The organism is Burkholderia contaminans, assembly GCF_029633825.1.
GTDB classification, from domain to species: domain Bacteria; phylum Pseudomonadota; class Gammaproteobacteria; order Burkholderiales; family Burkholderiaceae; genus Burkholderia; species Burkholderia contaminans.
In genome coordinates, this window is record NZ_CP090643.1 from 152,252 (window position 1) to 178,044 (window position 25,793).

The window sequence follows — 25,793 nt, forward strand, 5'->3', positions numbered from 1 at the left end:
GCCTGAGCGTCAGTCTCGCGCGTCATCCGCCCTATATCAGAGACGTACACCTTCAACGAAGTACATACGCAACGAGGAGCGTGGGATTTCAAGGATATCAAGAGCCCCCTCCTCCTGGACTGGGAGCACTAGAAGCCGATGCATGAACGGGCCTTTATTCACGTCAGTATGGGCGAAGAGCCGCGCCACTAACTCGCGATTCTGAAGGGGCTCATCGACGATCACAACGTCGGCGCCAGCGAGATCGAACATAGGATAATGTCCTGGCGCCGCACTCTTCAATTTTCCATCGAACGCGACCCCCACCGTGTTTGCCGCAAGGAGGGTGTGATTGTCAACGTACGCTACCCTCACAGTACCAGCCTCGCAAACTGCGTCCGACCAACGCTTCAACGACATTGTCTTGCCAGTGCCACATCTCCCGACGATGCAGAGCACCTTGACTGCCCCAAGGCAGTCAGCAACAAGGTTTGCCACGACTTCCGCGGTGAGTAAAGTACCCTTGCGCATGATCTATCCGCTCTCTCCTCTCTTTCAGCTTTCAGACTGTTGGTGGCGCCGGTGGCGTGGGGTCGCAGCAGTGTGTAGGAAACTCCCAGCTTGCTTCTTCTAGCTTCGGGCCACTCGCGTAAAACCACTCGAAGTCGTCACCGCGATCTGCATTGAGCAGCCGAGCCTCTGTCCACGAGGGTGCCCATACCCAGAGCGCTCGTCCGGCAAACCACTCCTCACCTTCGTCAAACTCGCGCCAATTCTCGGCCATGGTCCTAACTTTTCGTGAATGAGAGCAACGCAGCAGCGGGTGCTACGCGATTGACCGCGCAGTTGAAGTGGCGCCGCAAAGCACCAACCCGACATCCAACAGTCCGCTTCATGGGACTCTCCTAGCCGAGATGTCCATCTCGGGTTGTATCGTACGTCTCGACGCCCAGCGCGATCCGAGCTGCTCCGTCTTCCGATACGTTGAGTACCGCGGACACCAATGCCCGACCCGACTCACAGGCCTTCAAGTGCTCTTTGAAGGTGTCGCGTGCATTGCCAAAACCGGCGCTGCATGCGGGACAACGAAATCCCATGATCCTCTCCTGTTCTCGGGGTTACGAGTACGCAGTTTGCCCAGCATAGAACTCATTGAACTCCTCAAGACCGGTCCAATGTCGCGCCCATCCGCAACTGCAGCGGCGAGCTTCCCCCTGCGCTCGATTCGACCAACGCCGCAAAGGTAACACCTACGGCTTGCAACTCGCTCGCAAGCACGCTCGCTGCAGACGCCTGAACGCCGTCCCGAGCGATATGAGCATGCTTCCGACTCGAGCTATTCAGTTTCGGCTGGATCGCCTACGGTCAAGTAGGAGCAATGCCTTCGACTCGTATGGCTTCCCCCTTGCCTAGACACCCGTGCTGCAACCCCCGGGCAGTCCCCGTTGACTATCAGTCCGCGCCTGGGGTGCTCGCGCGCCAGTTTGATTCCCCTCAGCGCTTCAGGGGGATCGATACGTTCGAGCTCGCCCGCACAGCTTCCGCGAATTCGAGGCTAGCGCCCTCAAGCGACGTGCTATCCGTCTCCACCATCTGCACAACGCGAACCGGCTTACCCGTCTCTTTCGCTATTCCCTCGATCATTGACTCGATCGCCCCATTACTCTGGCTGTTGATGTAAATCGGCTCGCCCGCCTCGACACGCTGTTTCAGCACGTCGCGCAAATCAACTTCGCGATGCTCGTTGCTCATGATTTTCCTCGTCCCTCTCGATACCGTTGACACTTCTTGCGCCTCTGAAGATCCATTCATGCTTGCAGCAGGGGCGCAAGCACTGGCCAATTAACTTGTATGGCTCGATGCCCGGTTGGTCGTCTAAATCCGCGGGCTTATCACATCCCCCTCGGAACAGCGAAACGCCGCAGTAGCCCCTCGCCTGCGAGAACCGCGGGTCAACTACGCTTGCGATCTGCCGCCTCGCGGCAATGGGGGCAAATCGAGTACTCGACGCCGTCCTTGATCGCCGTGTAGAGATAGCGTCCCCGGCACGTTGGGCACGTTCCCAACACATCGCACCCGCTGCGAAGAGCCTTGATCGAAAAGCCCTCCGCCTTGAGTGCGCGAACAAACGGTGTTATGACCGGATCGGTAACTGCCGCAAGACGCTCGAAGTGCGGAACACCCTCCGACGCCTCACGCTGGTAGGTAGCCTCAAGTGCCACCCGTTCGAGGTGGATGCTTTCGGTTGAGGGGATCAGGTTCACGGTTGCCTCGCTCATTTCTTTATCGGCAAATGTGAGCCGAACATAAAGGCAATTATGGGTTAGATAATCTAACCTATCAAGTGCTTTCTGACCCCCGCCTTCTTCAGCACGTCACCCCATGACCGCAGGACAAACACCGGCCCCTCTCGGTCAATTTTCACGCCGTACTGGTCGCGTAGCTTCGCAACATCCGCCTCTATCGTGCCCTTATTGTGGCCGGTGTACGCCGCGATACTCGTGATCGTCGGGCGCTCGAGATAGTCGATAGCGGCCAGCACGACAAACAGGCGTCGCGCATCACCTTTCGGATACTGCGGGACACCAGATTCGTTCAATTCAAACTGTCCAGGCGACACGATCAAATTACCCCGCTGCCAATGGACGCCAACCGTACTTGTTCGCTCTGAATGAGCTTTCTAACGGCAGACAACGTAGAAACTCCAAGAAGGGGTTGCATTTCGGGACAGTATGCCCGCACCCCGGCGCAAGCACAAACAGGGCGCCCTTACCGCTGGGACCTTAGGAAGGCGGGGACTTCCTAAAATCGATTGCTAGTACCTGATATGCCGTCCAAACGACTGCCCGTCGCACTCCCAATTTCTGGGAGAACGGCGGGCTAGGCACTCATTTATCGATCACGTCGCAACGGTGGGAGACACCCGGTTCTCTTCCCGCGATATCTTTGAGTTGAGAATGTCGGGAATTCGAGCGTTCAGCGCAACGCCTGCGATCTCCTCCAGAGTTACTTTGGACTCGACCAGAACGCGATGACCGCAACGCGTCCCAAGCTCCCCTCCGAGTAGAGCCTCCACCTCCTTCCGACTTGGCTCGTTGTGATTCCAAGGTAAGCGTCATTTCGTGGCCGCATGGACAGAGCTGCAGCCGGTGTCCAAAGTGATGTCCGTTACTTCAAGTGATGGGGACTACTTTGGACACACGGAATGCGCGAGCGTCGAACCGCAAGGGCCGACCGAACTACACGCCGGAGTACCGACGGCAAGTTGCCGTCGCGGCGTGCGAGCCGGGTATTTCGGTGGCCAAGCTCGCGCAGGCGCACGGACTGAATCCCAATATGGTGTTCAAGTGGCGTCGGCAACTGCGGGCGGGCCTGTTTGAAGGCGTGGCGCACAGCACAGCGGTGTTGCTGCCTGTAGCGCTACCTGATGCACCGACCGGCGAAACTTCAGAACTGGCATCGCTCGCTCTACGGCCTGTCGAGCCACATCGCGAGAGCGTATCGGCAGCGTCGGGCATCGAGATCGAACTGAACGGTGCCCGTGTACGCGTCACGGGCATGGTGGACCCCGTGCAGTTGCGCCTCGTGCTGCGCTGCCTGATGCCAGCATGATTGCGCCGCCAGGCGGTACCCGCGTATGGCTGGCAGCGGGCGTTACCGATATGCGCCGTGGCATGGACGGACTTGCCACGCTGGTGCAGTCAGCGCTCGGACGTGATCCTTTCTCGGGGCACATCTTCCTGTTTCGTGGGCGTCGCGGTGACCTCATCAAGATTTTATGGTGGAGCGGCGACGGCATGAACCTGTACGCGAAACGACTCGAGCGAGGACGCTTCGTGTGGCCGCAGGCGGACTCGGGAACAGTCCATCTGTCAGCTGCCCAACTGTCGATGCTGCTCGAGGGGATTGACTGGCGGCATCCAGAGCGGACGTGGCAGCCGACGCACGCCGCGTAACGCCGGGTGCGGGAACCCACAAGCGCGTGGGCTTCATTTACACTGGCTGCATGCCTGCCAACCATCTGCCCGATGACATCGCCGCCCTCAAGCGCATCGTTGCCTCGCGTGACGAGACCATCGCGCAGTTGCTGGCCGAGATCTCGAGGCTGAAGCGATGGCAGTACGGCCGCTCATCGGAGCGCATGACAGAATTGATGGACCAGCTGCAGCTCGCGCTCGGTGAACTGCCTGTTCCTGAAGCAGATATGGCCGCACCGGCGAAGGTGCCTGATGCCGCGACTGCGGATACATCGGCTACTACGAACCTCAATTCGCTGCGCCGCAAACCGCGGCACTTCCCTGCCCATTTGCCTCGCGATACGGTTGTTCATACGCCAACGAGCTGCGGATGCCCGGAATGCGGCAAACAGATGCGCGCGCTCGGCGAAGACGTCTCGGAGGTGCTCGACTATGTACCCGGCTACTTCAAGGTACTGCGTCACGTACGTCCGAAGCTGAGCTGCCCGCGCTGTGCTGCAGTGGTACAGGAGCCAGCACCTTCGCGACCGATAGCGCGCTCGATGGCGGGTGCCGGGCTGCTCGCACAGGTCGTCGTCGCGAAGTACGCTGACCATACGCCGCTGTACCGGCAGGCCGGCATCTATCGCCGCGCCGGCATCGAACTGGATCGCGCGACACTGGCTTCGTGGGTGCGTGAAGCAGCGGCGCTACTGCAGCCGCTGTCTGATGCACTCGGCCGTTACGTGCGCGACGCAGACAAGCTTCATACCGACGACACGCCCGTGCCTGTGCTGGAGCCGGGGCGTGGCAAGACACGCACAGCGCGCCTGTGGACCTATGTGCGGGATGACCGCCCTGCGGGAAGCCGCGCGCCACCAGCAGTCTGGTACAGGTACTCACCCGATCGCAAAGGTGAGCGACCTCGAGAACATCTTGCGGGCTACACGGGAATCCTGCAGGCAGATGCCTTCAGCGGGTATGACGCGCTGTATCGTGACGGCACGGTCATCGAGGCCGGGTGCTGGGCCCATGCGCGGCGCAAGTTCTACGACATATACAAACTGGACAGCTCACCGATTGCCGAAGAAGCACTGCACCGCATCGGGGCGCTGTATGTTGTTGAGCGCGAGGTTCGCGGCCAGACGCCGAACGTGCGCCTGTCTGCGCGTCAGCAGCGCTCGGCCCCATTGCTCGCTGAGCTGAAGGCCTGGCTCGAACACACGCTGTCACTGGTCTCGGCGAAGTCGGGGCTGGCGAAGGCGATTAGATACTCACTGGGGCACTGGCACGCTCTCACACGCTATTGCGAAGACGGGCGCGTCGAGGTGGACAACAATACGGCAGAGCGCGCGATCAGGCCGCTGGTTCTCGGCAGGCGCAATTATCTGTTCGCAGGCTCCGACGGCGGTGGCCAAAGCGCGGCGGTGATCTATAGCCTGATCGGTACGGCGCGCCTGAACGGCATCGAGCCGTTTGCCTACCTGCGCACGGTGTTTGAGCGCATCGCCGATCATCCCATCAACCGCATCGACGAGTTGCTGCCGTGGCACCTGATGCCGACTGCACACATCGAACAGCAAGCCGCCTGAGAATCAATCCGATGGTCCAACCCCGCAAACCTGCCGTGCGCCTGGTCAAGGCGCCAGTGCCCGATTACGTACTGCGCGTTGAGCTGAAGTACATCAAGCCGGAGATCTGGCGACGAATCGTCGTTCCCGGCTCGATCCGGCTGGGCAAGCTGCATGTCGTGCTGCAACTGGCCATGGGCTGGGAAGGCGGGCACCTGCACGAGTTCGTCTTCGGCGAAACCAACTATGGTGAACCTGATGACTTCGGATTCCAGAGCGATCCACCAATGCTCAATGAAGCACGGGTCACACTGTCGAAGGCGCTCGGCGGGCTGAAGTCATTCACCTATATCTACGACTACGGTGACAACTGGCAGCATCGGATCAAAGTCGAGAAGGCGCTGGTGCCTGATCCAGACATGCGCCGGCCGATGTGCCTGGACGGGCAGAATGCGTGTCCACCGGAAGACGTCGGGGGAGTGCCAGGATATGCCGACTTCCTCGGAGCGATCACCGATCCGACGCACGAGGAGCACGACCACTTCCTCGAGTGGTGTGGCGGCAGCTTCAATCCCGCCGACTTTGATCTCGTGCTCGCGAATCAGCGCCTCTCAGAGGTCAAGTTCTGATCGTCAAGACGGCCTCAGATTGACGCTTACATTCCAAGCCAGACACGCAGTGGTTTCATCGCCGTGACCAATCAAGACCACAAAAGGTTTGAGCGCGTCGACCGCTTCCGCTTGCTGGAGGAGCCCCAGGGCCTTCACGCGTAGCACCATCGCCTCGGTTTTAGCTTCCTTCAACCGCGTTTCTTTGGGGGGGAAGGAGATGGGTGCCCGACTGATGTCCCCATACAGTGCCCACAGAATCGATAGCGAATGCCTCGACCACTGCCGGACCGTTAGGGGCAAACCGAACGGTGAACGACAGCGACTCCGAGGAAGGGCCATCGTCATCTCCGGGGGTCTGAACGACGACCAACATAGTCCATTCATCCCCGGAAGCCGATCGGCGCCATGCATCGTCCATTTCGTCGAGCACGACATCGTTTCCGAAAAAGTACGTTTTCAGAGCACGATATGCCGCGGCGTGCCGGCTCGCCGGCACTTCGGGAAGACTCGCCCAAGGAGATTGCTTGTGTAGTTCCCGCGGATGAACCTCGCTTAGGCTCCCTGAAGTAGTAGTGAGCACCACGATTACGTCCGAACAGTCAATTCGCCCTGAATCGCTCTTGATCTGAAGCACCGTGTACCAGTCAGACGAACTGCTGGCGTCCGGATCTTCCCACCAGATTCGATCCCCCTCCTTCACGGTCGCGAGCCATACTGCCCTTTCGACAGTCATGTCATCCGCTTCCACTTGATGAGCTGTCCATTCCCAGTACGCGTCGAGACGCGAGTCGCCAGACGACAGCTCGCGCTGATGGTCGCCACGGGTAAAGACCGGATGCTCGAGGCCGAAGGTAGTTTCAAGACGCAACATCGCGTCGGCTATTCCACCGGCTCCGAACGTTTCCGCTACTGCATTGAGATCGCTGTTCACTGATTTTCTCCTTTTTGCCGATTTCGGCTGAGTAAAGGAGGTCAGACCTTCCCGGTCCGGTTGACGGGGAAAGAAGCCCGCCGGCACTAGAAGCAGCCCGGCGGGTGTGATTCAAGATTTCTCAGGAAGAGACTCCAGACGACAACTGCTACGCTTCAGTCGTATCCCGCATGGGTCCTGTAACGAGGCGAAACTCCAACTCCGGAACAAGACGGGAGGCAAGCGCGAGCCGCTCGGCTGCGAATGCTTTGAGATCGCTCTCTTCTCTTCTAGCGTACGCGGCCGGCACCTGCAATCTCGCGACTATCGACATCCGGTGCAAACCACCGACATCTTGCACGTGACTAAGATCATCATGAAGCTCTCGGTCCATACCGCCCTGGACCACGACAGGCTTGTTCTCCCCGAACCCAAGTAAAGCTCGGCAAGCCGCGGACACCGAAAGAAAGCCCGGCGTCGGAACCTCCACCGGCTCGACGTACTGGCCGCGCCAGTCCAGATGGTTCTGCCACAGTGTCACCCCGAGGTTCGGACCGTCTCTCCACACCGAACCGAGCATTTCGTCATCAACAAATACGTCGATCCACGCCGTTGCCTCAATAGTCCGGATTTCGGCCCACGCCTCTGGATACACTGCCCGGATGACCTCTAGGACGCGATCGCAGAGATCGATATTCGCTTCGAATGCCGGCAAATGAACTTTATGCCAGATGCGGATGAGCCGGCGCCTGAAGACTTGAACCGCCGAAGGATCAGCGTCGCACTGGGCGGCCCCTGACAGATAGAGCTCAGCGAGTCCATCCATTTCATCTGCGGTTAGGGATGTGATGTCGAGTCCCCGCTTGCCATAGACATATGCGAGTGCACGCCGCTGGTCGTCGGCTAGCGCTTCGTACGGCCCGCCCTGGCGGCGCGAGGTACCGATGAGCTCCGAGGGCGCGCCCTCAACGGTCTTTTTGTGATTCATTGTAGATCTCTCCAGGTGATGCCCGTTTCGGGCAGAAAAATCGGAGAGGATTGGTTCGAGCCAGCGCTCATTAGTGCGTTGGCTGAAACCTTTGGCGGAAAGTATCGGTGTCGGCGGAACGCCGGCATGCAGCTTGTTACTGCGATTTGTCTCGAGCTTGCGAAGCCAATCGCCGTAGCCCTGTCGTTTCGACCCGCCGGACCCGCGTGGGCACGTCAGCGGGTCATACAACTTTCATCGGTCAAGAGTTCAGCGAGATGGAAGAAAGATCTCCTCGCCTGATCACCGGTGAGCTCCGTGGCTCGACTTGGCTTGCTCGTCCACTCATAGCCTGATCGTCGGTAGGAACTCCGACGCTGTGACGATCAAGCCATCGAGGATCTCGCGCGCCTCAGCAACGTACTCGTCGAGGACGTGAGATTTCGGACAGTCCCCGGCGACGACGACCAGGTCATCGTCCGTGACGAAGATGCACCAAGCCTCCGGTGCAGGTTTCTCTGCTTCGAGCAAATTGCGCGATCGCGCAACCAGAAGGCTACCGGTGCAATGGGCATGCCGCTCGAGACCTTCGCCCGTGATAATCACCCCATCCCTACGATTGGTTCGTACCGTCGGAGGCTGACTACCGTCGCAATCCACTGCGTCAAACCGAAAGTCGCAGCCGAAGCACTGGCCGATGACATTCACATCGCCCACGAACGCCTCCTGGACCTGGGCGAGCCTCCGTTGGCCGCAGTGCGGGCACTCATCTCCTTCGGTAACTTGGCGGCTCCAGGACATTCTATTCCCCGGGCCGAAGGTCGCTATGTCCACCAATGACCCGCGCCGCCAGTCTGCCGATCGCTTCACTCGACGGTGCCGGCAATCGAATGCGATCCAACGGAATTCGCACTAGGGCGCCGATCCCATCTATCGCCTTATCGATTCCGGGCCGAAGCGCTGGGGGCGTCTCCAACGGCTCGTGCTGCTGTTGCGGACCAAGATTGCATTTCATTTTTGCTCCTTATTGCCACCGAGGGCGTTCGAAAGGAGCGATTGGAGCTTTGCGAGGTCATAAGACCGTGCGAAGCGAGTATGGAGGTGAAGGGTGGCGGCGTGCGCCGTTAGAGGGAATGCCGATCAAACGGCTGATCGGACTGTACCACAACCGGGATTGCGTACGGAATTCGTGGAACACGAAGGATCGCCCCCGTCGGGCTCGCGGCTTGTAATCGAAAAAATGCGCGCGACCATGAATCCGTTGCTACCGCCGAGAGGCATAACACGGAGAAATTCATGCACTACGCAAACCCGACGGCCATCGGCCGCGACCTTCGACCCCGCATGCCCGGTCTCCATCTGACTCACCATGCGTGCGAGCGCACCTTGTCTCGCACGGGACTCGATGGCGAGCGCCTGCGCAGCTTCGTAGCTAGCGGCGGCGCGGTGATCTTGCCGTGGCAAAGCACAACCGGCAATCGAGTCCGCACCTACCACCTGGTCTACAACCGTGACCAGGATTCCTTCTGCGTCGCCGTGCTTGCGCACCATCCCGCGCCGGAAGCATCGCCCTGCATCGTCACGGTACTCACAAAGGAGCAGTTCGAGAATGATGCCGGCCCGGTATCAGTCACGCGCCTGCGTACCGCGGCGTCCCAGGCGCTCGACCCGGTCTCGTTTCGGGCATGGGAGATCCGCTACTTCGGCGGCTTTCTCCCGACAGCCCGCTATCGGGTGACTACCTGGTTTCGTCGTGACGACGACCTGCCAGGCGAACGTCCCGCCCAGCTCGTCTTCCACAATGCCCCGGTATGCCGTGACTTCGTGGAAACGCACTCTCTCCAGAATGCAGCTGGTCATCCAGGGTTTCTTGACTGGTACCAGGCGCAGGCGAAGCTACACGGCCTACCGGTCGAACGGGTCGTCGCTATCCGCATCGCGGATACGCACGCTGTCGAACTGGACGTGAATGCGCCGGCGCTACCGTGCTCCTGCTGCGCAGGGAAAGCGCCGCGCTCCAGGATCTTCTCTGGTCTCGCTGCGCCGGCGACGGCACTGGAAAAACACATTTGCCGTTAAGTTCCCCGCCCCCGCCGTTAAGACAGACGTCGCCTAGACTCATTTTTTCCGGTTTCACAGAGGTACTGTTTGATCATTCGAGAAGAGAGGCGCTATCGCGCGTTGAGCCGCTACAGCCACGTCATCGACGACGTCCGATTGGGTCGCCTCGCCCATGAGCGGGCCACTGACATCGCCCGCATGCCACCGTCGAGCCTCGAGGCCGCAATTCGCACTGGGCTTGCCGTCCTTCTCAGCCACGCTGACAGCGAGTGCGGCTATCTAGGACTATATGTACCCGAGCGGGACGCGATCATCGTGTGTGCGGTGACGCTCGACGAGCGGGGCTACGAGGATGGTGTACCCGTGATCGCTGAGCTCCTCGATCTCGACGAATTTGAGCGCAAAGGCGGTGCGGTCGAGATAGAAGTGCAACGTCGCATCGTCGGCAGACAGTTGAATCCGGTCGAGCTGCGTGGCTGGGAACAGAGGCACCTAGGCGCGAGCTATTCATGGCCACGCCCGCGAGTATTCATCTACTTTGAACGAGACGGGAAGGTGCGTACCCACTTCGCGCGGCGCCCCCCCATCTGCCGCGATTGGATAGACACCTATGGCCTCGAGAACATGCTCGGACATCCTGGCGTGTGGGACTGGTTTCGAGGTGTCCTCGGCAACGCGCGGATCGAACCCGAATCGGTGATCAGCCTACGGGTCGCCGATGGGGTCAAGATGCGGCTGGACATTGCCGCGGCCCCAAAACCATGTCCAGCATGCAAGTATGCTCACGGCAAAGTCGCATCTACCGGCGACGTCGACCGATCGCCCCATTCCGCGCCCAGTCGCCTATTCGGTCGGCTTGCCGGCGTACTCCTCGGGCATCGGGCCAAAGGGTGAGGGAATACGGGACGCATGGTGAGCATTTACAGGAGGCGTCATGAGTCGAGTTACTCGCCGTACGCGCAAAGCAAGGTTGGCTGCTGGCACGAGCACTATGGGAACCGGTGGCGCCGGGTGGCTGCTCATAATGCTCTTCGTTGTCGGGCTAGTCCTGCAACTCACGCATCTGCCAGCAAGCGTCAAAATCGGGTATTGGTTGGCCCTCAGCTGCGGCGCCCTTTGGAACCAACACCGAAAAGCCAAGCAACCCGTGAAAGGTGAGCCGCCTTTATCGCCGGATAGCACCGCTTTTCCGAATTCGAAGCCTCGCGCGGCTCCGCGAGCTGCGAATTCGGCTCCTCCCCGCACATCCACAGCCCCTTCCTCGCTCTCTTTGGATACCATGCCTCCCGACCACTTCTTCGAGACCGATCTGAACCAGGACAAACCAGAAGTCTTTTCGATCAGGACGGCACCGAGAGCATTCTCAGCTGCAGGACTAACCGCGCATTGGGTTCCAGCGGGAATGCGCGTAAACGTGCACCACTTCTCGCTGCCAGACGGTCTGGTATACCTCTGCGGCAGCGCCGGTCGCGATGGCCTGACCAAAGCGGAGCCAAGTCTGATCGACGAATCCTTGCCCGTCGGCCGAGATGAAAATTTCTTGATCAGGCACCTTCCGCTCTATCCGACATACGACAACGCAAGCCCGACCGCCCGTGCGGCTTACCTCAATTGGTTGTCAGGCGGACGACGCAATCCGGGCGCTGACATTGGCTACGTTTACCTGTTCTTCTACGGGCTCGAGCGCCGGGCCACGGTCGATGCACGCACCGATCCGGCAGCCCGCGACGAAATTCCAGCGATTTGTGCTGAGATCGATGGCCTCATCAAAACGTACAGAAACGCCAGCTTCACTCACCGAGCCCGCGCGTTGCTCGATTTCTGCCGATACGTCTACGGCGGCGGCCAACTCGCGCCGCGATCTCTCCTACTGGACGGGAATTCACAGGCGAAAGAAGCCCTCCTCCGTCACGCACTTTCGCATGCATTCCATGAGCGCCATGAGCTTCCGGCTGAATGGCTGACCGCCTGGTACCTAAACGACAGTCGCTTTCTTAAACCGACTGCCGCGAAGCGTCACCAGGAGATGTTCACAGCCATCTTTGCGGACCTCTGCCATCGACAGTTCCGGATCAACCTTGCGACGTGGGCGCCGCCGCTGTCTACTAAGAGCCTCCAACTGTCGTACCAGCCTGTATCGATGGCGCTTGGTGCGGTCCACGAAGCGCTTCCGTTGCCGGACGTAACATCCGATGAGGCCGGATTGGGCCGAATCGTTGAAGCGATCGCCATTTCGGCTGCAGACGAGCTCGCCAGATACTCGCGCTTTGTGGCCCGCTACAGTGCGCCTGCAGACGCCCCAATCGCCCGTTTGACGTTGCCCTGCTCTCGGTGGCCAGGTCCCGTCTGGGAGCGACTTGCACTGATCCTCGCAGATCTTAGCGCCGGGGTCGTGGTGACTGAGCCGACCACTCTGTCTGGACTGCTCGCCCCACTCAACGCGGACCAAGTTCTTGAAAGAATCCCGGCATCGGCGCTGATTGCGCAAATTGAGACCTATCTCGGTGTCGGAGTGGAGCCGGATCCGCGGCATGGGGCAATCACGCCAGGTGCGTCGACACCAATCGTTCTCTTCCGGTCCGGAGATCAGCCCCTCGCCGAAGCGCCCCGTGAGAAGAGCACTGACTTGCTGCCGCTCCACACGAAGCACCACACCAGATGCGCCTGCGTCGTGTTCTTCTCGGACCTGATTCGCTTCGGCGCACCAAACCCTAGTGCGGCGTTAGACGCGGCGAACGCCATCATCCATCGTTGGGAGGACCTCCCTGATGAAGCCCACGTCAGGCTGCAAGCGCTTTTGGTTGCACTTACAGCGCCTGAGGCCCCCGCTTTCCGGGGTAAGAGCGCCCTCAAGAAGCAAACTGAACTGATCGACCTTTCGGACAAGGAGTCGCTCGCCTCCGAACTAGTTGAGATAGCCCGTGCGGGCGGGGCAATCGAACAAGTTGCGATGGTCCGGCAACTGGAGAAGTACTTTGCGATGCTGGGCGTCGATTCCAAATCCCTGTATGACCTTGCTCATGCAAGCATCGGCTCAAACACGCCGGTGGCTCATGGTGGCACAAGCGTCAATCGGGGAGCACTTGACGTCGAGCGTATTGCTGCGCTTCGGAAGGAGACCGCTGCCGTCGACGACGTCCTTACGTCGATTTTCGCTGATCCGCTCGAACAAACTCCGCGCCCCGTCGACGGGGTAGCGACTAAGACCCCGCAGGAAATGGTGTCGACCACGGCAGGAGCGGAAGTGGAATTCTCGGCACTGCCCACCCTGGATGGCCGCCACGGCGCACTGTTGCGGGAGCTGATCGCGCGAGATACATGGGCAGTCGCCGATTTCGCAGCAGCGTGTGCTGCGCACGGAGTAATGACAGCCGGCGCTGTAGAGAGAATCAACGACGCAGCCTTCGAGGCTTTCGACGAGCCTTTGCTTGAGGGCGACGATCCGATTGAATTTAACCCTGGCCCGTTAGCGGCTATACGGAACTGAAACGACTCCCGGGCCGGCGCCAGCCGGCCCAGCCTAAGCGTCGGCCATTACCAAAAATACAACGAGAAAGCAGATGGCCGACCGGATCTTGAATCTAAAACCCTTCCTCCGAAAATAGGCGCTGCCGGACTGCACTGTTGCCATCCTGGGTCTCGTCAAATGCTCACCGAGTCCCACAATAAATAGAACTCCAGCCTCTAGTCCGCTTCGCGAATATTTTTTTCGCCAGAGGGGGTGAAACATCGACTGCCATTGTCGTATATGCAAATAGGGGCAACGTTCGCACGCAAACTGCGTAGCTCGCTGCCAATCTTTGATTCGCTGCCATTTAGAAAGGGTTACCCAGTCATGAGCACCAGCTACAAAAGCCTCCTCGCCCAACGTGAAGCGCTGGAAAAGCAAATCCAGGAAGCACGCGACCTGGAACGCGGACAAGCTGTTGAGAATATCCAAGAGATGATGCGCATCTACGATATTTCGGTCGCCGAGCTGACTGGCAAGAAGACTCGGAAATACACCAAGCGACCCGTTCCTCCTAAATACCGCGACCCGAGCTCGGGCAAAACCTGGACGGGTCGTGGCAAGCCGCCCGTGTGGATCGCTGGGAAAAACCGCGACCAGTTCCTGATCGTCCATTGAACCAACTCGAGCCGGGGCTGATCGCTCGCCCCGCCCCCGAGCAGCACCTAGTTCACGAGCGAACCTGCCAACGCGAGGCGAAACATGTATTCGAACGCAAGCACGATTGCCGGTTACCTTGGCTCACGCAACTATGAGCTGCTCGCGGAATTGGCTAGGCGATCGAGTGTCGTCTGCTTTGTTGACTATCGCACTGGAGAAGGTGAGCCCTTACGGGATGTCGCTAGAACGCAGTGTGACCTTCACCACGGCAGAGAGGTGTTTCTGATTGCTGCTCGAGGTTTCGGCTACGTCCATGCGTTCGGTGAAGACGAGTTCCGGAAATTCTGCGTCCACTGGAATGTCGAGTTTATAGAGCCGAGTTCCACGGGCGCTGTCGGACAACCAACAGAGGCAGCCGGATGGACTGGCGCTGTGAAGCGTGCATACGGACACCTCTGGCACGCCGGCCGCAACCAGGCGACTGGTTCGACATCCGCCGCGGCGCGAGCAATCCGTGAGGCAAAAACCGCGTTGTTGTCGGTCCTAACCCCGGAGCAGCGAGCAGATGCCGTGGCCTCCATCCGCGGAACCAACGATGTGCCAGCCTCTCGCCATCAGTACCCACCGGGCCTTTGAGGAGAGTCCCTTGCTCACTGCTCTCACCATAGCGGGCCTTGTCGTGGCCTGTCTGATCACAACTTCCCTTTGGTTGCCAATGGTCTTCCTCTTCGGGAAGTCAATGCTCTTCCAAGATGTCAACAACACGGGCATGAATGCACACGAGCGGCATGCCGTCCGCCTCCGTGAACTCGAGAGGGCGAATAAGCGATATTGGCGCAAGGCCCGCCGCAGCTTGGCGAGCCCAACTCTTGCTCCGGGGAGCGAGTGGTGGCTCGGAGGTGACCGGATCATCATTGCGGAGGTCAACTCGCGCCATGCCATCTACACTATGGCATCTGGCGGACCATCAAAGCGGCTTCCGAAGAGCCAATGGGTGAGCCTCGTTCGGGCGTGACTGCTGAGTCATCGGCCGTTCAGAATTGACGGCCACCTGCCGATATACCACCTTTGACAGCAAAATACCGCTGGCTCTCTCACCGATCCGACATGCCATTTCTCTTCGTTAACTGCTTCCTCATGTACGCGCACCTGTTCGCGGCCGTTCGTCTTGCGTCTCGGAACGTCGAGGCCGGCCGTGGCTCCTTGGCATCGCGTTTGTTTATGGCCGGCCATGTCCTATCTTGCGTCGCGGCGGTCTTCGGCTTTCTCCTCGGGGCCGAGATACTAACTCTCGACCGTGACGGTGGAATTGCTGGTGACGCGTTCAACTGGAGCCCCGTTGCCTACCTCATATTCGGTGCTTTGAGCCTGATAGCATTTGGCACAAAGTTCTACATGAAATACTGTCGACACATCTCCAAGCAAGAGGTTGGGCCTGCGGTCGTCTTCTCCCTCTGGGCAGCAGTTGGCGGTGCCTATGTCTCCTTCACGGCGATCGACCACTTCGTGTTTTTCCGGGATCGCGACCACTCCGGTCAAATGGCAGTCTCGTTCGCTGGTGAACGCCTGGACTGCAACGCCGACATGCTCCTCGTGCGGATCGATGGAAGCACCGCGGCCTATCGGTGCCCTCAGACGATCCGACTAGGTCGCGACTACTCGGCGCCCTTCGTTCCCTGGCCGAGCTATACCGAAGGAACCAGCGTCAAACTCAAAGCGAACATTGACGCCGTGATGAACGAGGTCTCCAAAAAGCGCGGCATCGTCGTTATCCCCGCCGGAGAGATCAAAGTCAAACCTAATTTTGGAACCGACTAGGACCCGGACATCGACGTCGGAAGGGGCAGTCAGCGAGGACGTCAAGCTGAGCGCGCCGCTTCAAGATGTCCAGGCACCGTCAAATAGAGTCTGTCCGCATCGTCTACCTGCCCTATGATCGCAACCTCTAACGATGAAGCCGCGCCGAGTATTCCGGTCGGGCCGCGTGCCCCGTCGACCGAAGCATTGAAAGCCATGCGGGTGCGCGCTCGCTTGATGGTAGGCGTATACGGAGGTGAGGCTATCGTTTTCGTCGGATGCGCGATCGCCATCGCATTGCCAGACATCCTCCAGATCGCCCGAGCGGCCAGCCTTGATCCAGCCCAACGCATGGGGACAGTGCTGAGATCCGCAGTGATCCTATCGCTCGCACTGCTTGTGGCAAGCTATCTTGCGGCTCGTGCATGTACGGCCTGGACAAGGCACTCGCCCCTCACGACCGATGGGATGTGGGAACTCGACGAAATACTGCGCGACTCTTTCCTGCAACAATTCACCTGGAGTACTGCAGCCGTCGACCGATTTCGAAATGCCGTGAGAATGATGGAGCGCAGCTTCACCCAGCACGATCTCGAACTACTAAGCGATTACCGCAACCGTGTAATTTCGTATCGCTCAGAACTAAGAGACTGGAAATTCGCACAGGAACAATGGACCCGGATTTACGGTGACGAGCGTGTCGCAAGTGCGGCCGCGAAAGTTTTGATCAAGCGAGCAAAAAGAGGGAGACCGGGCGCATGAACCAAACGTTGAAGGCCCTGCTAAGGTATGTCAAGGCTGCTGGCAGTGATACGACCTGGATCGCGCTACGGGAGCATGTTCTGGGTCCTATCTATCATCGTGAGATGAAGCTCGTCGACGTCCTCTTCGTCGTCTTGCAGGCATACGAGCAAGCGTTGTTCGAGCCACGCTTCGAGCTTCCCGGTAGATACACCGCATCACTCGATCTGCTCCTCGCCCCAATTCGAGGCTCGTCGTCGCTCGATGTGGTCGGCCCACTAGACGTCCAAACGCAGTATTCAGTCGAACAATTTTATGGCGCTATGATCGCCAAGATGCTCTCCGACCTGCGGCTAACTCGTGTCGACTGGTGTGCGGAAGAACTTCAAAGAGCATGACGTCACCGGTGTGCGCCCACCCTATGCCAAGAGACGACAGGAAATGACTTCAGTTACCGACAAGATGCTTCAAGCCGCGATGAAAAAGGCAGTTGAGGTCGGCCTCCTGTCGAAACAGGTCGACACCGATACATACCTCAGGAATTGGGAAGGAATGAAGGCAGTTTTGCAAGCGAGTCTTGATGCTGAGCGGCCTACTCAGGACCCCGTATGAAGGCGGCCATTGTCAAGGCCGACTCGTTGAATTGCCGCTACGCCTTCTCCCAGCAGCCTTCTCACGAATCGCCATGAATTCATACTGGACTCGAACTCGACAATCGCTAATTCAGTATCGGAGAGATCAGCCGGTCGCCGCAAGTCTCACCGTTCTCGTGCTACTGCTGGTTGCCATCCCCATAACATTCGCGACCGCCCGCATTTGGCGCCTGCTTTTCGACGCGTGGTCCTCTACGCCGAGGCATGTCCTTCGCGAGTTTCTCGGCGAAGCCGTTGCGGCGACACTCATTGCCTTAGTACTCTGGCTGATGGTTGGTGCGATAGCTTGGACCTGGGTCAGCGATCGCCGCAAGTCCCGTCGGCCGGGCAACTAATTAGGAATCGCATATGCTCACGAACGCCCTAATAGCTGCTCTCGCCGCAACTACGTTGGTTTGTATCGGCGGGGCGAGAATGTGGTACCTCCAACATATCTGCTACCGACGGTGGATCCAGCACCACAAGGCGCAGGACCAGGAATCGAAGGCTGCGCTGGAGGTTCTACAGCGCCGGTTCTTTCGCCTCGCTACAGTGATCGACTCGTACGCCGGCGGTATCAGCACGCGGCTCAGCGAGAGCGCCAATGTCGTGGCAACGCTGCACTCGCGAAATCCCGCATTCTTTCTTGAGTGGCCAGACCTTGGCCGTTGGCTGGATGCCAACGACAAGTACCTGTCTGCTTTGTCCGAGGCATCATCGGACTGGCTTGATCCGCGTCACCGGGAGAAAGTTCATCGCGTACAAGAGTCCAGTAAACAGCACTTCGATATTGCTTGCCAGCGAGACGGCACGATGCGTGCCTCAATTCGACTTACTCGCCAAGACGGAGTCTTGGTCGTTCATGAAAATCACGGATCGATCGGCGTCAAAGCAGACATCCGAGCGGTCGTCGAGTATCTCCAACGACGGTGTCAGCTTGGACAGGACGAGGTATTCATCGTTCGAGACGCCAGTGGGAACTACGATTGTGCGATGGTGAGAGATCGTTTCTTCGTCCGCTTCCTCGAAATCGAGGTCGGTGACGTGTCGACGGCAATCGCCTGTGCGAAGTCGGCTGGACCAACTGCGATGCCGATTGAACTTGCCGAACCACAGCCGGGCGCGCGGAGCTGATTGCGACCGCCGAGTGCCACAAAGCAAACCTAAGCCAGAAAGATGGAACCTTCCATCATGGGAAGCGCAATGAGTTCAACCACTACTATTCGTCCCCGCGACCGGGATGCCCTTATCCAAGCGCTTCGCGCCGGCGTAGTCCCCCGTGCGGGCCAGTACCTCATTCAGGTAGGCCGCTCACGAGAGATTCAAGCGCTCGTATCGGACATCGATCGAGTCGCAGCGGGTGGCACCACTTTTCGTGTGGTCGTTGGCCCTTACGGTGCAGGCAAGACGTTCTTCCTGCATCAAATTCGAGCCGTCGCCCTCGAAAAGAAGCTGGTCGCGATCAGCGCCGATTTGAATCCCGATCGCCGGCTGCATGCGACCAATGGCCAAGCACGCTCCTTGTACGCGGAGCTCATGAAGAACATGTCGACGCGGAGCAAGCCAGACGGCGGCGCCCTCGCCAGTGTCCTCGAAAAGTTCATCAGTGCAGTCTTAGAGGAATCCCGTGCAACGAGCAAGGATCCTGAGCAACTGATCTTTGGAAAGTGCTCGCAGCTCACCGAAATGGTCAACGGATACGACTTCGCTGCGGTAGTGGCTGCCTACTGGCGCGGGCATAATTCCGGCAACGAGACACTCAAACTCGATGCAATCCGCTGGATGCGCGGCGAGTTCACCACGAGGACGGACGCGCGTCAGGCCCTCGGGGTTCGGACCATCGTCGATGACTCGACCGTCTACGACCATATCAAGCTGATGGCCGCGTTCGTCCGCCTCGCGGGCTATAGCGGCCTGCTCGTTGGGCTCGACGAGCTCGTGAACCTCTACAAACTCGCGAACGCTCAGTCACGCAATGCGAACTATGAACAGATCCTCCGCATCCTCAATGACGTCCTCCAAGGAACGGTAGAAGGGCTTGGATTCTTGCTCGGGTGCACACCGGATTCGCTGTTAGACACCCGACGAGGAATCTATAGCTACGCGGCATTGCAGTCCCGCCTCGCTGAGAACTCGTTCTCGGCCGGAGGCCTGGTTGATTACAGTCACCCGGTCCTTCGCCTGGGCGCATTGACCCGCGAAGACTTCTTTGTGCTCCTCGAGAAGATTCGGCTCGTTTACGCTTCTGGCGACCCAGCGAAGTTCCTTCTGCCAGATGAAGGTCTTGCCGCTTTTATGGCGCACTGCGAGCAGCGGATCGGCGAGGCCTACTTCCGGACACCGCGTACGACAATCACCTCGTTCGTCAACCTCCTCGCGCTGCTCGAGCAATACCCTGGCACGCCATGGCACTCGCTGATCGACCGGGTTGATGTCTCGAAGGACGACGGTGCCGCGGCCGAGCATGAGACTATCTCCGATGCCGGCGCTGACGGCGCTGACGGCGCTGACGGCTTGGCCTTGTTCAAGCTTTGAGTGCCAGCCGATGACTACACAATCGTCCAGCTTTGAGCTCCTCCATCCGTTGATCCAACAGTGGATCTGGCAGGCTGGCTGGACCGAGTTGCGCGATGCCCAAGAAAAGGCCATTCCGCCGATCATCGCCGGGTCGACCGATGTCATTATTTCCGCGGCTACAGCGGCCGGAAAGACGGAGGCTGCCTTCCTTCCCATCCTGAGTCGGCTACTCGCGCCCGATTCACTGGGGCACTCTGCGTTGTGTGTTTCACCGCTCAAGGCGCTAATCAACGATCAGTGGGATCGCCTTACGCAACTCTGCGAAACACTAGAAATACCAGTTGTGCCGTGGCACGGAGACGTGGCCGCCAGTAGAAAGCAGGCGTTTACGAAGGGTCGGGCCGGCTGCGTTTTGATAACGCCAGAGTCCCTCGAGGCGCTCTTCTACAACCGGGGCTCTGGAATCTCTGCCCTTTTCGATCGCCTCGACTACGTAGTCGTCGACGAGCTCCACGCTTTCATGGGTAGCGAGCGCGGCATGCAGCTGCAGAGTCTTCTTGATCGACTCGAAACTGCGCTTGCGCGGCGTATCCCTCGTATCGGGCTGTCCGCTACCCTTGGCGATATTCGCCTCGCGGCTGAATACCTCCGGCCTGGCGAAGGCGAAAAGGTAACGATCGTCGAGAGCACCATGAGCAGTTCGTCGCTCCGAATCCTCGTCAAGGGATACCACGATGGACCGCCACTCCTTTCGGAAGAGGAGATCGAAGCCCGAACGAGCCGCGGCGAGTCCGTGACCGCCATGGAGACTGCCGGCGCCGGCATGCTTCAGATCGCCCGGCACATTTACGACAACCTGCGTGGCCGCAACCACCTGATCTTCCCAAACAGCCGGCAGAAGGTCGAACAGTACACATCGCTTCTTCGTGCAATGTGCGAGCGTGACTGCCGCCCGGCCGAGTACTGGCCACACCACGGCAACTTGTCGAGAGAGCTGCGAGAGGAGACCGAAGGTGCCTTGAAGCAAACCTCATCACCCGCTTCAGCTATTGCGACGTCAACACTGGAGCTCGGCGTCGATATTGGCCCGGTCGAATCGGTCGTGCAGATCGGACCTGCACCTTCTGTCTCCAGCCTGCGGCAACGGCTCGGGCGTTCAGGGCGCAGAAAGGGGATGCCAGCGATTCTGCGCGGGTACGCGCTCGAGGCGCCGCTCGACGCCCGCGCCGCCGTGCCCGATCGGTTGCGTGAGGATATGGTGCAGCTGATTGCGCAGATCGATCTCCTACTGCAACGCTGGGTCGAACCGCCACGGGTTGGCGGAATGCACCTCTCAACGCTGATCCAGCAGATGTTGTCGTTGATCGCCCAGCGCGGAGGGGTGACCGCCGCGGACGCCTTTCGTCAGCTCTGTGTCCGTGGACCGTTCCGGTCTGTTACACGGGAGGACTTCGTCACGGTGCTTCGCGCCCTCGGGACCAAAGAATTCCTGATGCAAGACAGTTCTGGGCTCCTCCTCCACGGCCCGGTCGGAGAAGCAGTCGCCGGGCACTACAGCTTCTACGCTGCCTTCTCGAGCCCGGAGGAGTACCGACTCGTGTCAAAGGGACGCACTCTTGGTTCTCTGCCGATGACAGCGCCGCTCGCGGAAGGCGACTTCCTCCTCTTTGCAGGCCGACGTTGGAAGGTCACTCGGATCGATAGCGACCAGAAAATGATCGAGGTCGAACCGTCGGGCGGTGGTCGAGCGCCGTCGTTCGGCGGATCGCCGGGGAGGGTTCACACGCGGATTCGACAGCAGATGCGTGAGATCCTGGCCAGCGACGAGACCGTCCCCTTTCTAGATGACGCGGCTCAGCGGCTTCTCGAAGGCGCGAGGAAGACGTTCAGATCATTGGGGTTGGGCCGCGCGTTCTATACAGTTGACGGCGGGACCTTGCGCCTCTTTCTGTGGCAGGGTGATGAGATACACGCGACACTTGCCCTGATGATGAAGTTCTTCGACGTCGATGCGGTCAACGAAGGGCTTTGCGTTGCGGTCAACGGCGCGTCGATCCAAGAGGTCGATCGCCTGTTTGCGCACCTCTTAGAGCGGGAGCCGATTAACGCTGCTGACTTGCTCCGCGACGCTGAGAACTTGGCCGTAGAAAAATGGGATGGGCTGCTACCACCGCCGCTCCTCCAACTGAACTACGCATCTCAATTCCTGGATCTTCCTGGGACGTACGAGTTTCTCCGGCGACACACCACGCAGCGCGATGGCGCAAACCCAACCGAGATAGTCGAGTCTGGCCCAGGGACTTGACAAACGTTGTGGCCCCGTATTATCGGCAGCAAGATCTCCATCCCAAACGAGGCATATCTCATGGTCGGTGAATTCAAAGTCGGCGACAAAGTCACCTGGGTCAGCCAAGCCGGTGGCTACACCAAGGTAAAAAGTGATGTTGTGGTAGAGGTCGTCAAGCCTGGCGGGCGACCGAGCCGGGAGGCATTCGAGTCGCTTTACACTGGCAATGGCATCGGCGCTCCCCGAATGCACCAGTCCTACGTCGTCCGGGTACCCGGAGCGACTTCGAAGGCTGCAGGCGCAGTCTACTGGCCCCGGGCCGCGTCGTTGCAGCCCGCGCCGGAGGACGGCAAGGCAAGTGCAAACCGAACCGAATGATGAGAAGAACAGAGTCAGCTCGCCTTTGTAAACTTTGTACGCGAAGACTACGAAAACATGGATAGCCTCAACGATTTTGCCGACGCTCTGCGATCACTGATCGGCCCTGGCGATCGCATCCGACCGTTTGTATGCGATGGATCGCCGTTGGCCTGCAGCGTGTTCATCATCGGCACAAACCCTGCTTCGTCGCTCACGGAACAGTTTTGGGCCTACTGGGACGACTCGACCGGCTTCGACAAGCATCACTTCATGCAGGCCTACAGTGACTCCCGTCGAAGACGTGGAAAGCAGGTCGTCAGCCAGACAAGGAATGCGCTCGAGGTACTCGTAAAAAGTTGTGCTCCCCTCCGCTGCCTCGAAACCAACGTATTCGGCGAGGCGACCGCGACGCAAGCGGAACTATTGGCCGCGCCCATTCAAGGGAGAAGCGTCCTTCCGTTTCTCGTCGACGCGATCAAGCCGAAATGGATCATTGCGCATGGCTTAGTAGCCGGCAAAGCGGCAGCCGCGTATGAGAACAGCGCACACGTTGTGCGCTTGCCTCATCTGAGGAAGTGCGCCCACGCAGACCTGCGCCGACTCGGACGGCGGATAGTCGACTCCATGCTCCAATCAGGGGCCCTACTGGCCGATGCATCCGCCATGCCGCCTACTGACAGCCGAGGGATCTCCCCACGAGCCTCCACGCAGATCCGGAGGCCCCTTGACCTCATCGCGGGTAACCGCCGTAACGACCGTCAGTACCGCCTTCGGCTTGCAGACGCGATCCGGTCCGTCGCGCGCGAGTTTCAGGATAGTGCTTTGGAGACTGCGTGCGATACGGAACTCGCCCGGCTTGGCTCACCCACCAATTCAAATCCTGGTTGACGCTACCGGACGTCAACCCATTCGGAACCTCAACCGGTGACCACAAACTTCTAACCAACCTTCGGGAGACCCTATGCCTCAAGTAGCCGCCCTAACGAACCTCATCAACCTTGCGCCCATCAATCAATTGGTCGATGGTGCATTCTCGACCATCTGGATTCGCGACGAGTCGCGGGCCGGCATCTTCGGTCGGAAGAAAGTCGACAACACCGTCGCGTCCCTCGGCGACGCAAACGTCTCCGTTCTCGTAGACGAATTCAATGCGATCCTCGCCGGCGGCGAGACCGTCGACGTCGAAGTCGCCGGCACGCGATACGGCATCACTAAGGCCGCCGTCGTCGGTGGCACGGAGTATGTAATCACCGAGCACGCGCGTATTCCGCCTGCGCAACGCGGGGAGCCTACGATCACAATCTGATCTCGGGGCGGCTGGAGCCTCACCCACTGGACAAGGGCGCAGGCTCGAAGCGCCACGACAGCCCAGTATGATCGGGATGTCCCAGATTCCGGTCGATCCTCCGACCTACCTTGTCGACGCGTATATTCGGGCCAGATAGCGCAGGCGCTCCTAGCTTTCCTACGGCCGGCGACGCTGGCCATCAACAGTGGGTGAGAACCGTTTCCGCCCACTGGTCTGCCAAGGGTTCAGACGCCTACCGCCGCTTTCCCAATGGCGCGTGGGGGCGCTCCCCACTTTTCAGCAGCAGGTCGAGTCGCCTATACTTCGTCTCAGCCGTTCAATCGGCAGGCTCCATCCGCGCGAGAGCCACCTCTGTCGTAATGGCAATGCGTTCCGCTGGCCCCGCCCCAGCAGAGCGTTACAGCCCTCTCCTTTTATCTCGCCCGTCGTGGCAACAAGGAGAGTTCATGCAATCGCAACCGCTTCGTCACATTGTGGCGAAAGTTACTCGAAACGTCAGATCGGTATTGCAACCCGCGTTCCGGGTGTATCATTTCCTCATGGAAAAGTTCATCGCAGCCAATGGTCGTGAAGTTCTGAAAACCGTCACCAAGTCGGGTGCTACGGGCTATATGGACGCGTCCATTCCTGCCGAAGCAATTCCGTCGTGGCGCATGCAGATCGCAGCTGCACGCGCTCGCAACCTCAGCGAACTGTCCCGTGTGATTGAAGACACGGACGGTAACTCAAGCGCAAGCCCCGCAGTCTAACGGCGACGCAAGATGCAAGCCTCGCAGATTGCGCGAGGCGTTGTGCTCAAGTGCCTTTTCCCGTACGACAACGATCCCCATCAGCCTGGCCCGAAACCGCACTACTGTCTCGTAGCGGATATCCCATTTTCCGTGGGAGATCAGCATTACGTCGCAGTTGCATATGGGACTTCCAAGCTGGACGAGAACCTGCTGCGTGCGCATCGGGGCCTCATCCTAAGTGTCGATTCGGCTCACCTGAAAGGCTCTGCCCTGCCAGGACCCGTTAGCCACTTTGTGCTGGATCACGTCGCACTGCTTCCCCTTCATGAAGACTGGATCTACTCGGACTTCCGAGCTCGATTCGATTTCATGCGAGAGGAGCAGCGAAGGAACGACCGTGAGCGTCAACGTCTCTACGAAACCTTCCTCCTGGCCGAGCGCCAAATGCTCGCCGCCACGGACGAACTTCTCGAAACCTTCGATCGGACCCAACTAATTGGATTGCCGCAAGGTAAGACTTTGCGTTGAGTCACGAGCAACCGTAACGACCAGACGGCGCCCTTCCCTGGGCGCCGTTCCCGTCGACTTTCTCCCCGATGGCAAATGCCCGTCGAGGGATTGGCCACTCTGTGGAGAAGCGTCTCCCCCGAGTTCTTACCAATCCTCGCCCAAAGCTCTGTTGAGCACGACGGAGATACATGAAGCAGCAGACGAACGATCTGTCTTCCCTCAGCAATCAACCGACCACCGGTCGAAAACGAGAACACTCCATGATCTATTTCACTGCCATTGTTGGACCTGATTGGGCCAAAGCCCTGTTGGCACAGGAGATCCAGGCACAATCTGAACTCTGGATCGCAGAGACGCTAGCGCACCTAAGTACCCGACACAAAGCTTATGCCACAGCCGAGTTTTTGCACTTCACGGCCGAGCTTCACGAGAACCGCCTGACGATTCGATGCATTGAAGAGCACGCTGCCCACCCGTTTCGGGACCTGGTGTCGTTTCTGATAGCGTTTACTGAACCCGGGTGCGCCGGCGAAGAGCATCGGAACGCCTTAATCAAAGAAGCCGGGCTCTCACCTAGCACCATGGAGGGATGCGAGCAATCGCAAACACGCTCCATCAGCCCCTTCTACACCTCGCTACCGTGATCGAGCAAATTTCCACAAGCAACTCGGCTCGTTAGCGCCTCAGCTGCGGCGAAGTTACCGCGGGTGCCCAGACCATCAACAACAGAATCCAGCGTTGCGGCC

The 25,793-nt window shown here is 59.3% G+C and carries 28 protein-coding genes; 21 read left to right on the forward strand and 7 right to left on the reverse strand.

Features of this window, described 5'->3' with window-relative positions:
• Positions 1–36: 36 nt before the first annotated feature.
• The 4 genes from LXE91_RS39830 to LXE91_RS39845 form a co-directional block, all read right to left on the reverse strand.
• Complete coding sequence (locus LXE91_RS39830; RefSeq protein WP_076841532.1) at positions 37–510, reverse strand: hypothetical protein; 474 nt, start codon at positions 508–510, stop codon at positions 37–39.
• Positions 511–1,473: 963 nt separating this feature from the next.
• Positions 1,474–1,731: a hypothetical protein gene (locus LXE91_RS39835; RefSeq protein WP_046543743.1), complete on the reverse strand. Its 258-nt coding sequence runs from the start codon at positions 1,729–1,731 to the stop codon at positions 1,474–1,476.
• Between the two features lie 200 nt (positions 1,732–1,931).
• Entirely contained in the window at positions 1,932–2,258 is a 327-nt protein-coding gene (locus LXE91_RS39840; protein ID WP_046543744.1) for a hypothetical protein, read from the reverse strand.
• Between the two features lie 53 nt (positions 2,259–2,311).
• Positions 2,312–2,578 (reverse strand): hypothetical protein, encoded by a 267-nt coding sequence (locus tag LXE91_RS39845; protein WP_226292527.1) that lies wholly within the window; start codon positions 2,576–2,578, stop codon positions 2,312–2,314.
• A 581-nt stretch (positions 2,579–3,159) separates the two neighbouring features.
• On the opposite strand from LXE91_RS39845, the gene tnpA reads away from it, so the two are divergent.
• The 4 genes from tnpA to LXE91_RS39865 are packed head-to-tail and all read left to right on the forward strand — an operon-like array spanning position 3,160 to position 6,135.
• Positions 3,160–3,591, forward strand: coding sequence for an IS66-like element accessory protein TnpA (tnpA, locus tag LXE91_RS39850; protein ID WP_070162827.1), 432 nt, complete (start codon positions 3,160–3,162; stop codon positions 3,589–3,591).
• The gene (tnpB, locus tag LXE91_RS39855; RefSeq protein WP_046543747.1) at positions 3,588–3,935 is read left to right on the forward strand and encodes an IS66 family insertion sequence element accessory protein TnpB; all 348 of its coding nucleotides are present in this window, start codon (positions 3,588–3,590) and stop codon (positions 3,933–3,935) included. Before tnpA ends, tnpB begins: the two co-directional genes overlap by 4 nt.
• Before the next feature lie 50 nt (positions 3,936–3,985).
• Complete coding sequence (tnpC, locus tag LXE91_RS39860) at positions 3,986–5,527, forward strand: IS66 family transposase (RefSeq protein WP_046543995.1); 1,542 nt, start codon at positions 3,986–3,988, stop codon at positions 5,525–5,527.
• A gap of 11 nt (positions 5,528–5,538) precedes the next feature.
• Complete coding sequence (locus tag LXE91_RS39865; protein WP_046543748.1) at positions 5,539–6,135, forward strand: plasmid pRiA4b ORF-3 family protein; 597 nt, start codon at positions 5,539–5,541, stop codon at positions 6,133–6,135.
• Positions 6,136–6,295: 160 nt separating this feature from the next.
• On the opposite strand, the gene LXE91_RS39870 is transcribed toward LXE91_RS39865, so the two are convergent.
• From LXE91_RS39870 to LXE91_RS39880, 3 genes are all read right to left on the reverse strand, one after another.
• Positions 6,296–7,048, reverse strand: coding sequence for a hypothetical protein (locus tag LXE91_RS39870; RefSeq protein WP_046543749.1), 753 nt, complete (start codon positions 7,046–7,048; stop codon positions 6,296–6,298).
• 148 nt (positions 7,049–7,196) lie between these two features.
• Positions 7,197–8,015, reverse strand: a complete 819-nt coding sequence (locus LXE91_RS39875; protein ID WP_046543750.1) for a hypothetical protein — start codon at positions 8,013–8,015, stop codon at positions 7,197–7,199.
• Between the two features lie 324 nt (positions 8,016–8,339).
• Positions 8,340–8,711 (reverse strand): hypothetical protein, encoded by a 372-nt coding sequence (locus LXE91_RS39880; protein ID WP_135370872.1) that lies wholly within the window; start codon positions 8,709–8,711, stop codon positions 8,340–8,342.
• 579 nt (positions 8,712–9,290) lie between these two features.
• Here LXE91_RS39880 and LXE91_RS39885 point away from each other — a divergent pair.
• From LXE91_RS39885 to LXE91_RS39965, 17 genes are all read left to right on the forward strand, one after another.
• On the forward strand, positions 9,291–10,073 hold the full coding sequence (locus LXE91_RS39885) for a hypothetical protein (protein ID WP_046543752.1): 783 nt from the start codon (positions 9,291–9,293) through the stop codon (positions 10,071–10,073).
• Between the two features lie 69 nt (positions 10,074–10,142).
• Positions 10,143–10,949 (forward strand): hypothetical protein, encoded by an 807-nt coding sequence (locus LXE91_RS39890; protein WP_077234755.1) that lies wholly within the window; start codon positions 10,143–10,145, stop codon positions 10,947–10,949.
• Between the two features lie 385 nt (positions 10,950–11,334).
• Positions 11,335–13,542 carry a TerB N-terminal domain-containing protein gene (locus LXE91_RS39895; RefSeq protein WP_122173815.1) on the forward strand — a complete coding sequence of 736 codons (2,208 nt, stop codon included), beginning with the start codon at positions 11,335–11,337 and terminating at the stop codon, positions 13,540–13,542.
• 348 nt (positions 13,543–13,890) lie between these two features.
• The gene (locus LXE91_RS39900; RefSeq protein WP_046543755.1) at positions 13,891–14,181 is read left to right on the forward strand and encodes an H-NS histone family protein; all 291 of its coding nucleotides are present in this window, start codon (positions 13,891–13,893) and stop codon (positions 14,179–14,181) included.
• Positions 14,182–15,270: 1,089 nt separating this feature from the next.
• Positions 15,271–15,981, forward strand: a complete 711-nt coding sequence (locus tag LXE91_RS39905; RefSeq protein WP_046543757.1) for a hypothetical protein — start codon at positions 15,271–15,273, stop codon at positions 15,979–15,981.
• Between the two features lie 114 nt (positions 15,982–16,095).
• Positions 16,096–16,722: a hypothetical protein gene (locus tag LXE91_RS39910; RefSeq protein ID WP_135370873.1), complete on the forward strand. Its 627-nt coding sequence runs from the start codon at positions 16,096–16,098 to the stop codon at positions 16,720–16,722.
• Positions 16,719–17,099, forward strand: a complete 381-nt coding sequence (locus tag LXE91_RS39915; RefSeq protein WP_046543759.1) for a hypothetical protein — start codon at positions 16,719–16,721, stop codon at positions 17,097–17,099. The genes LXE91_RS39910 and LXE91_RS39915 overlap by 4 nt, the downstream gene beginning before the upstream one ends.
• 43 nt (positions 17,100–17,142) lie before the next feature.
• Positions 17,143–17,313: a hypothetical protein gene (locus LXE91_RS39920; RefSeq protein ID WP_158077523.1), complete on the forward strand. Its 171-nt coding sequence runs from the start codon at positions 17,143–17,145 to the stop codon at positions 17,311–17,313.
• A gap of 389 nt (positions 17,314–17,702) precedes the next feature.
• The gene (locus tag LXE91_RS39925) at positions 17,703–18,467 is read left to right on the forward strand and encodes a hypothetical protein (protein ID WP_046543761.1); all 765 of its coding nucleotides are present in this window, start codon (positions 17,703–17,705) and stop codon (positions 18,465–18,467) included.
• 69 nt (positions 18,468–18,536) lie between these two features.
• Positions 18,537–19,868 (forward strand): ATP-binding protein, encoded by a 1,332-nt coding sequence (locus tag LXE91_RS39930; protein ID WP_046543762.1) that lies wholly within the window; start codon positions 18,537–18,539, stop codon positions 19,866–19,868.
• Positions 19,869–19,878: 10 nt separating this feature from the next.
• Positions 19,879–22,155 carry a DEAD/DEAH box helicase gene (locus LXE91_RS39935; protein WP_046543763.1) on the forward strand — a complete coding sequence of 759 codons (2,277 nt, stop codon included), beginning with the start codon at positions 19,879–19,881 and terminating at the stop codon, positions 22,153–22,155.
• A 60-nt stretch (positions 22,156–22,215) separates the two neighbouring features.
• A complete protein-coding gene (locus tag LXE91_RS39940) occupies positions 22,216–22,515 on the forward strand; it encodes a hypothetical protein (protein ID WP_052760116.1) in 300 nt (99 codons plus the stop codon).
• A 57-nt stretch (positions 22,516–22,572) separates the two neighbouring features.
• Entirely contained in the window at positions 22,573–23,385 is an 813-nt protein-coding gene (locus tag LXE91_RS39945; RefSeq protein WP_135370874.1) for a hypothetical protein, read from the forward strand.
• A 73-nt stretch (positions 23,386–23,458) separates the two neighbouring features.
• Positions 23,459–23,803: a hypothetical protein gene (locus tag LXE91_RS39950; protein WP_077233613.1), complete on the forward strand. Its 345-nt coding sequence runs from the start codon at positions 23,459–23,461 to the stop codon at positions 23,801–23,803.
• 449 nt (positions 23,804–24,252) lie between these two features.
• The gene (locus LXE91_RS39955) at positions 24,253–24,555 is read left to right on the forward strand and encodes a hypothetical protein (protein ID WP_135370875.1); all 303 of its coding nucleotides are present in this window, start codon (positions 24,253–24,255) and stop codon (positions 24,553–24,555) included.
• Positions 24,556–24,567: 12 nt separating this feature from the next.
• Positions 24,568–25,065, forward strand: a complete 498-nt coding sequence (locus LXE91_RS39960; RefSeq protein ID WP_077234754.1) for a hypothetical protein — start codon at positions 24,568–24,570, stop codon at positions 25,063–25,065.
• Positions 25,066–25,235: 170 nt separating this feature from the next.
• Entirely contained in the window at positions 25,236–25,691 is a 456-nt protein-coding gene (locus LXE91_RS39965) for a hypothetical protein (RefSeq protein WP_135370876.1), read from the forward strand.
• Positions 25,692–25,793: the final 102 nt, after the last annotated feature.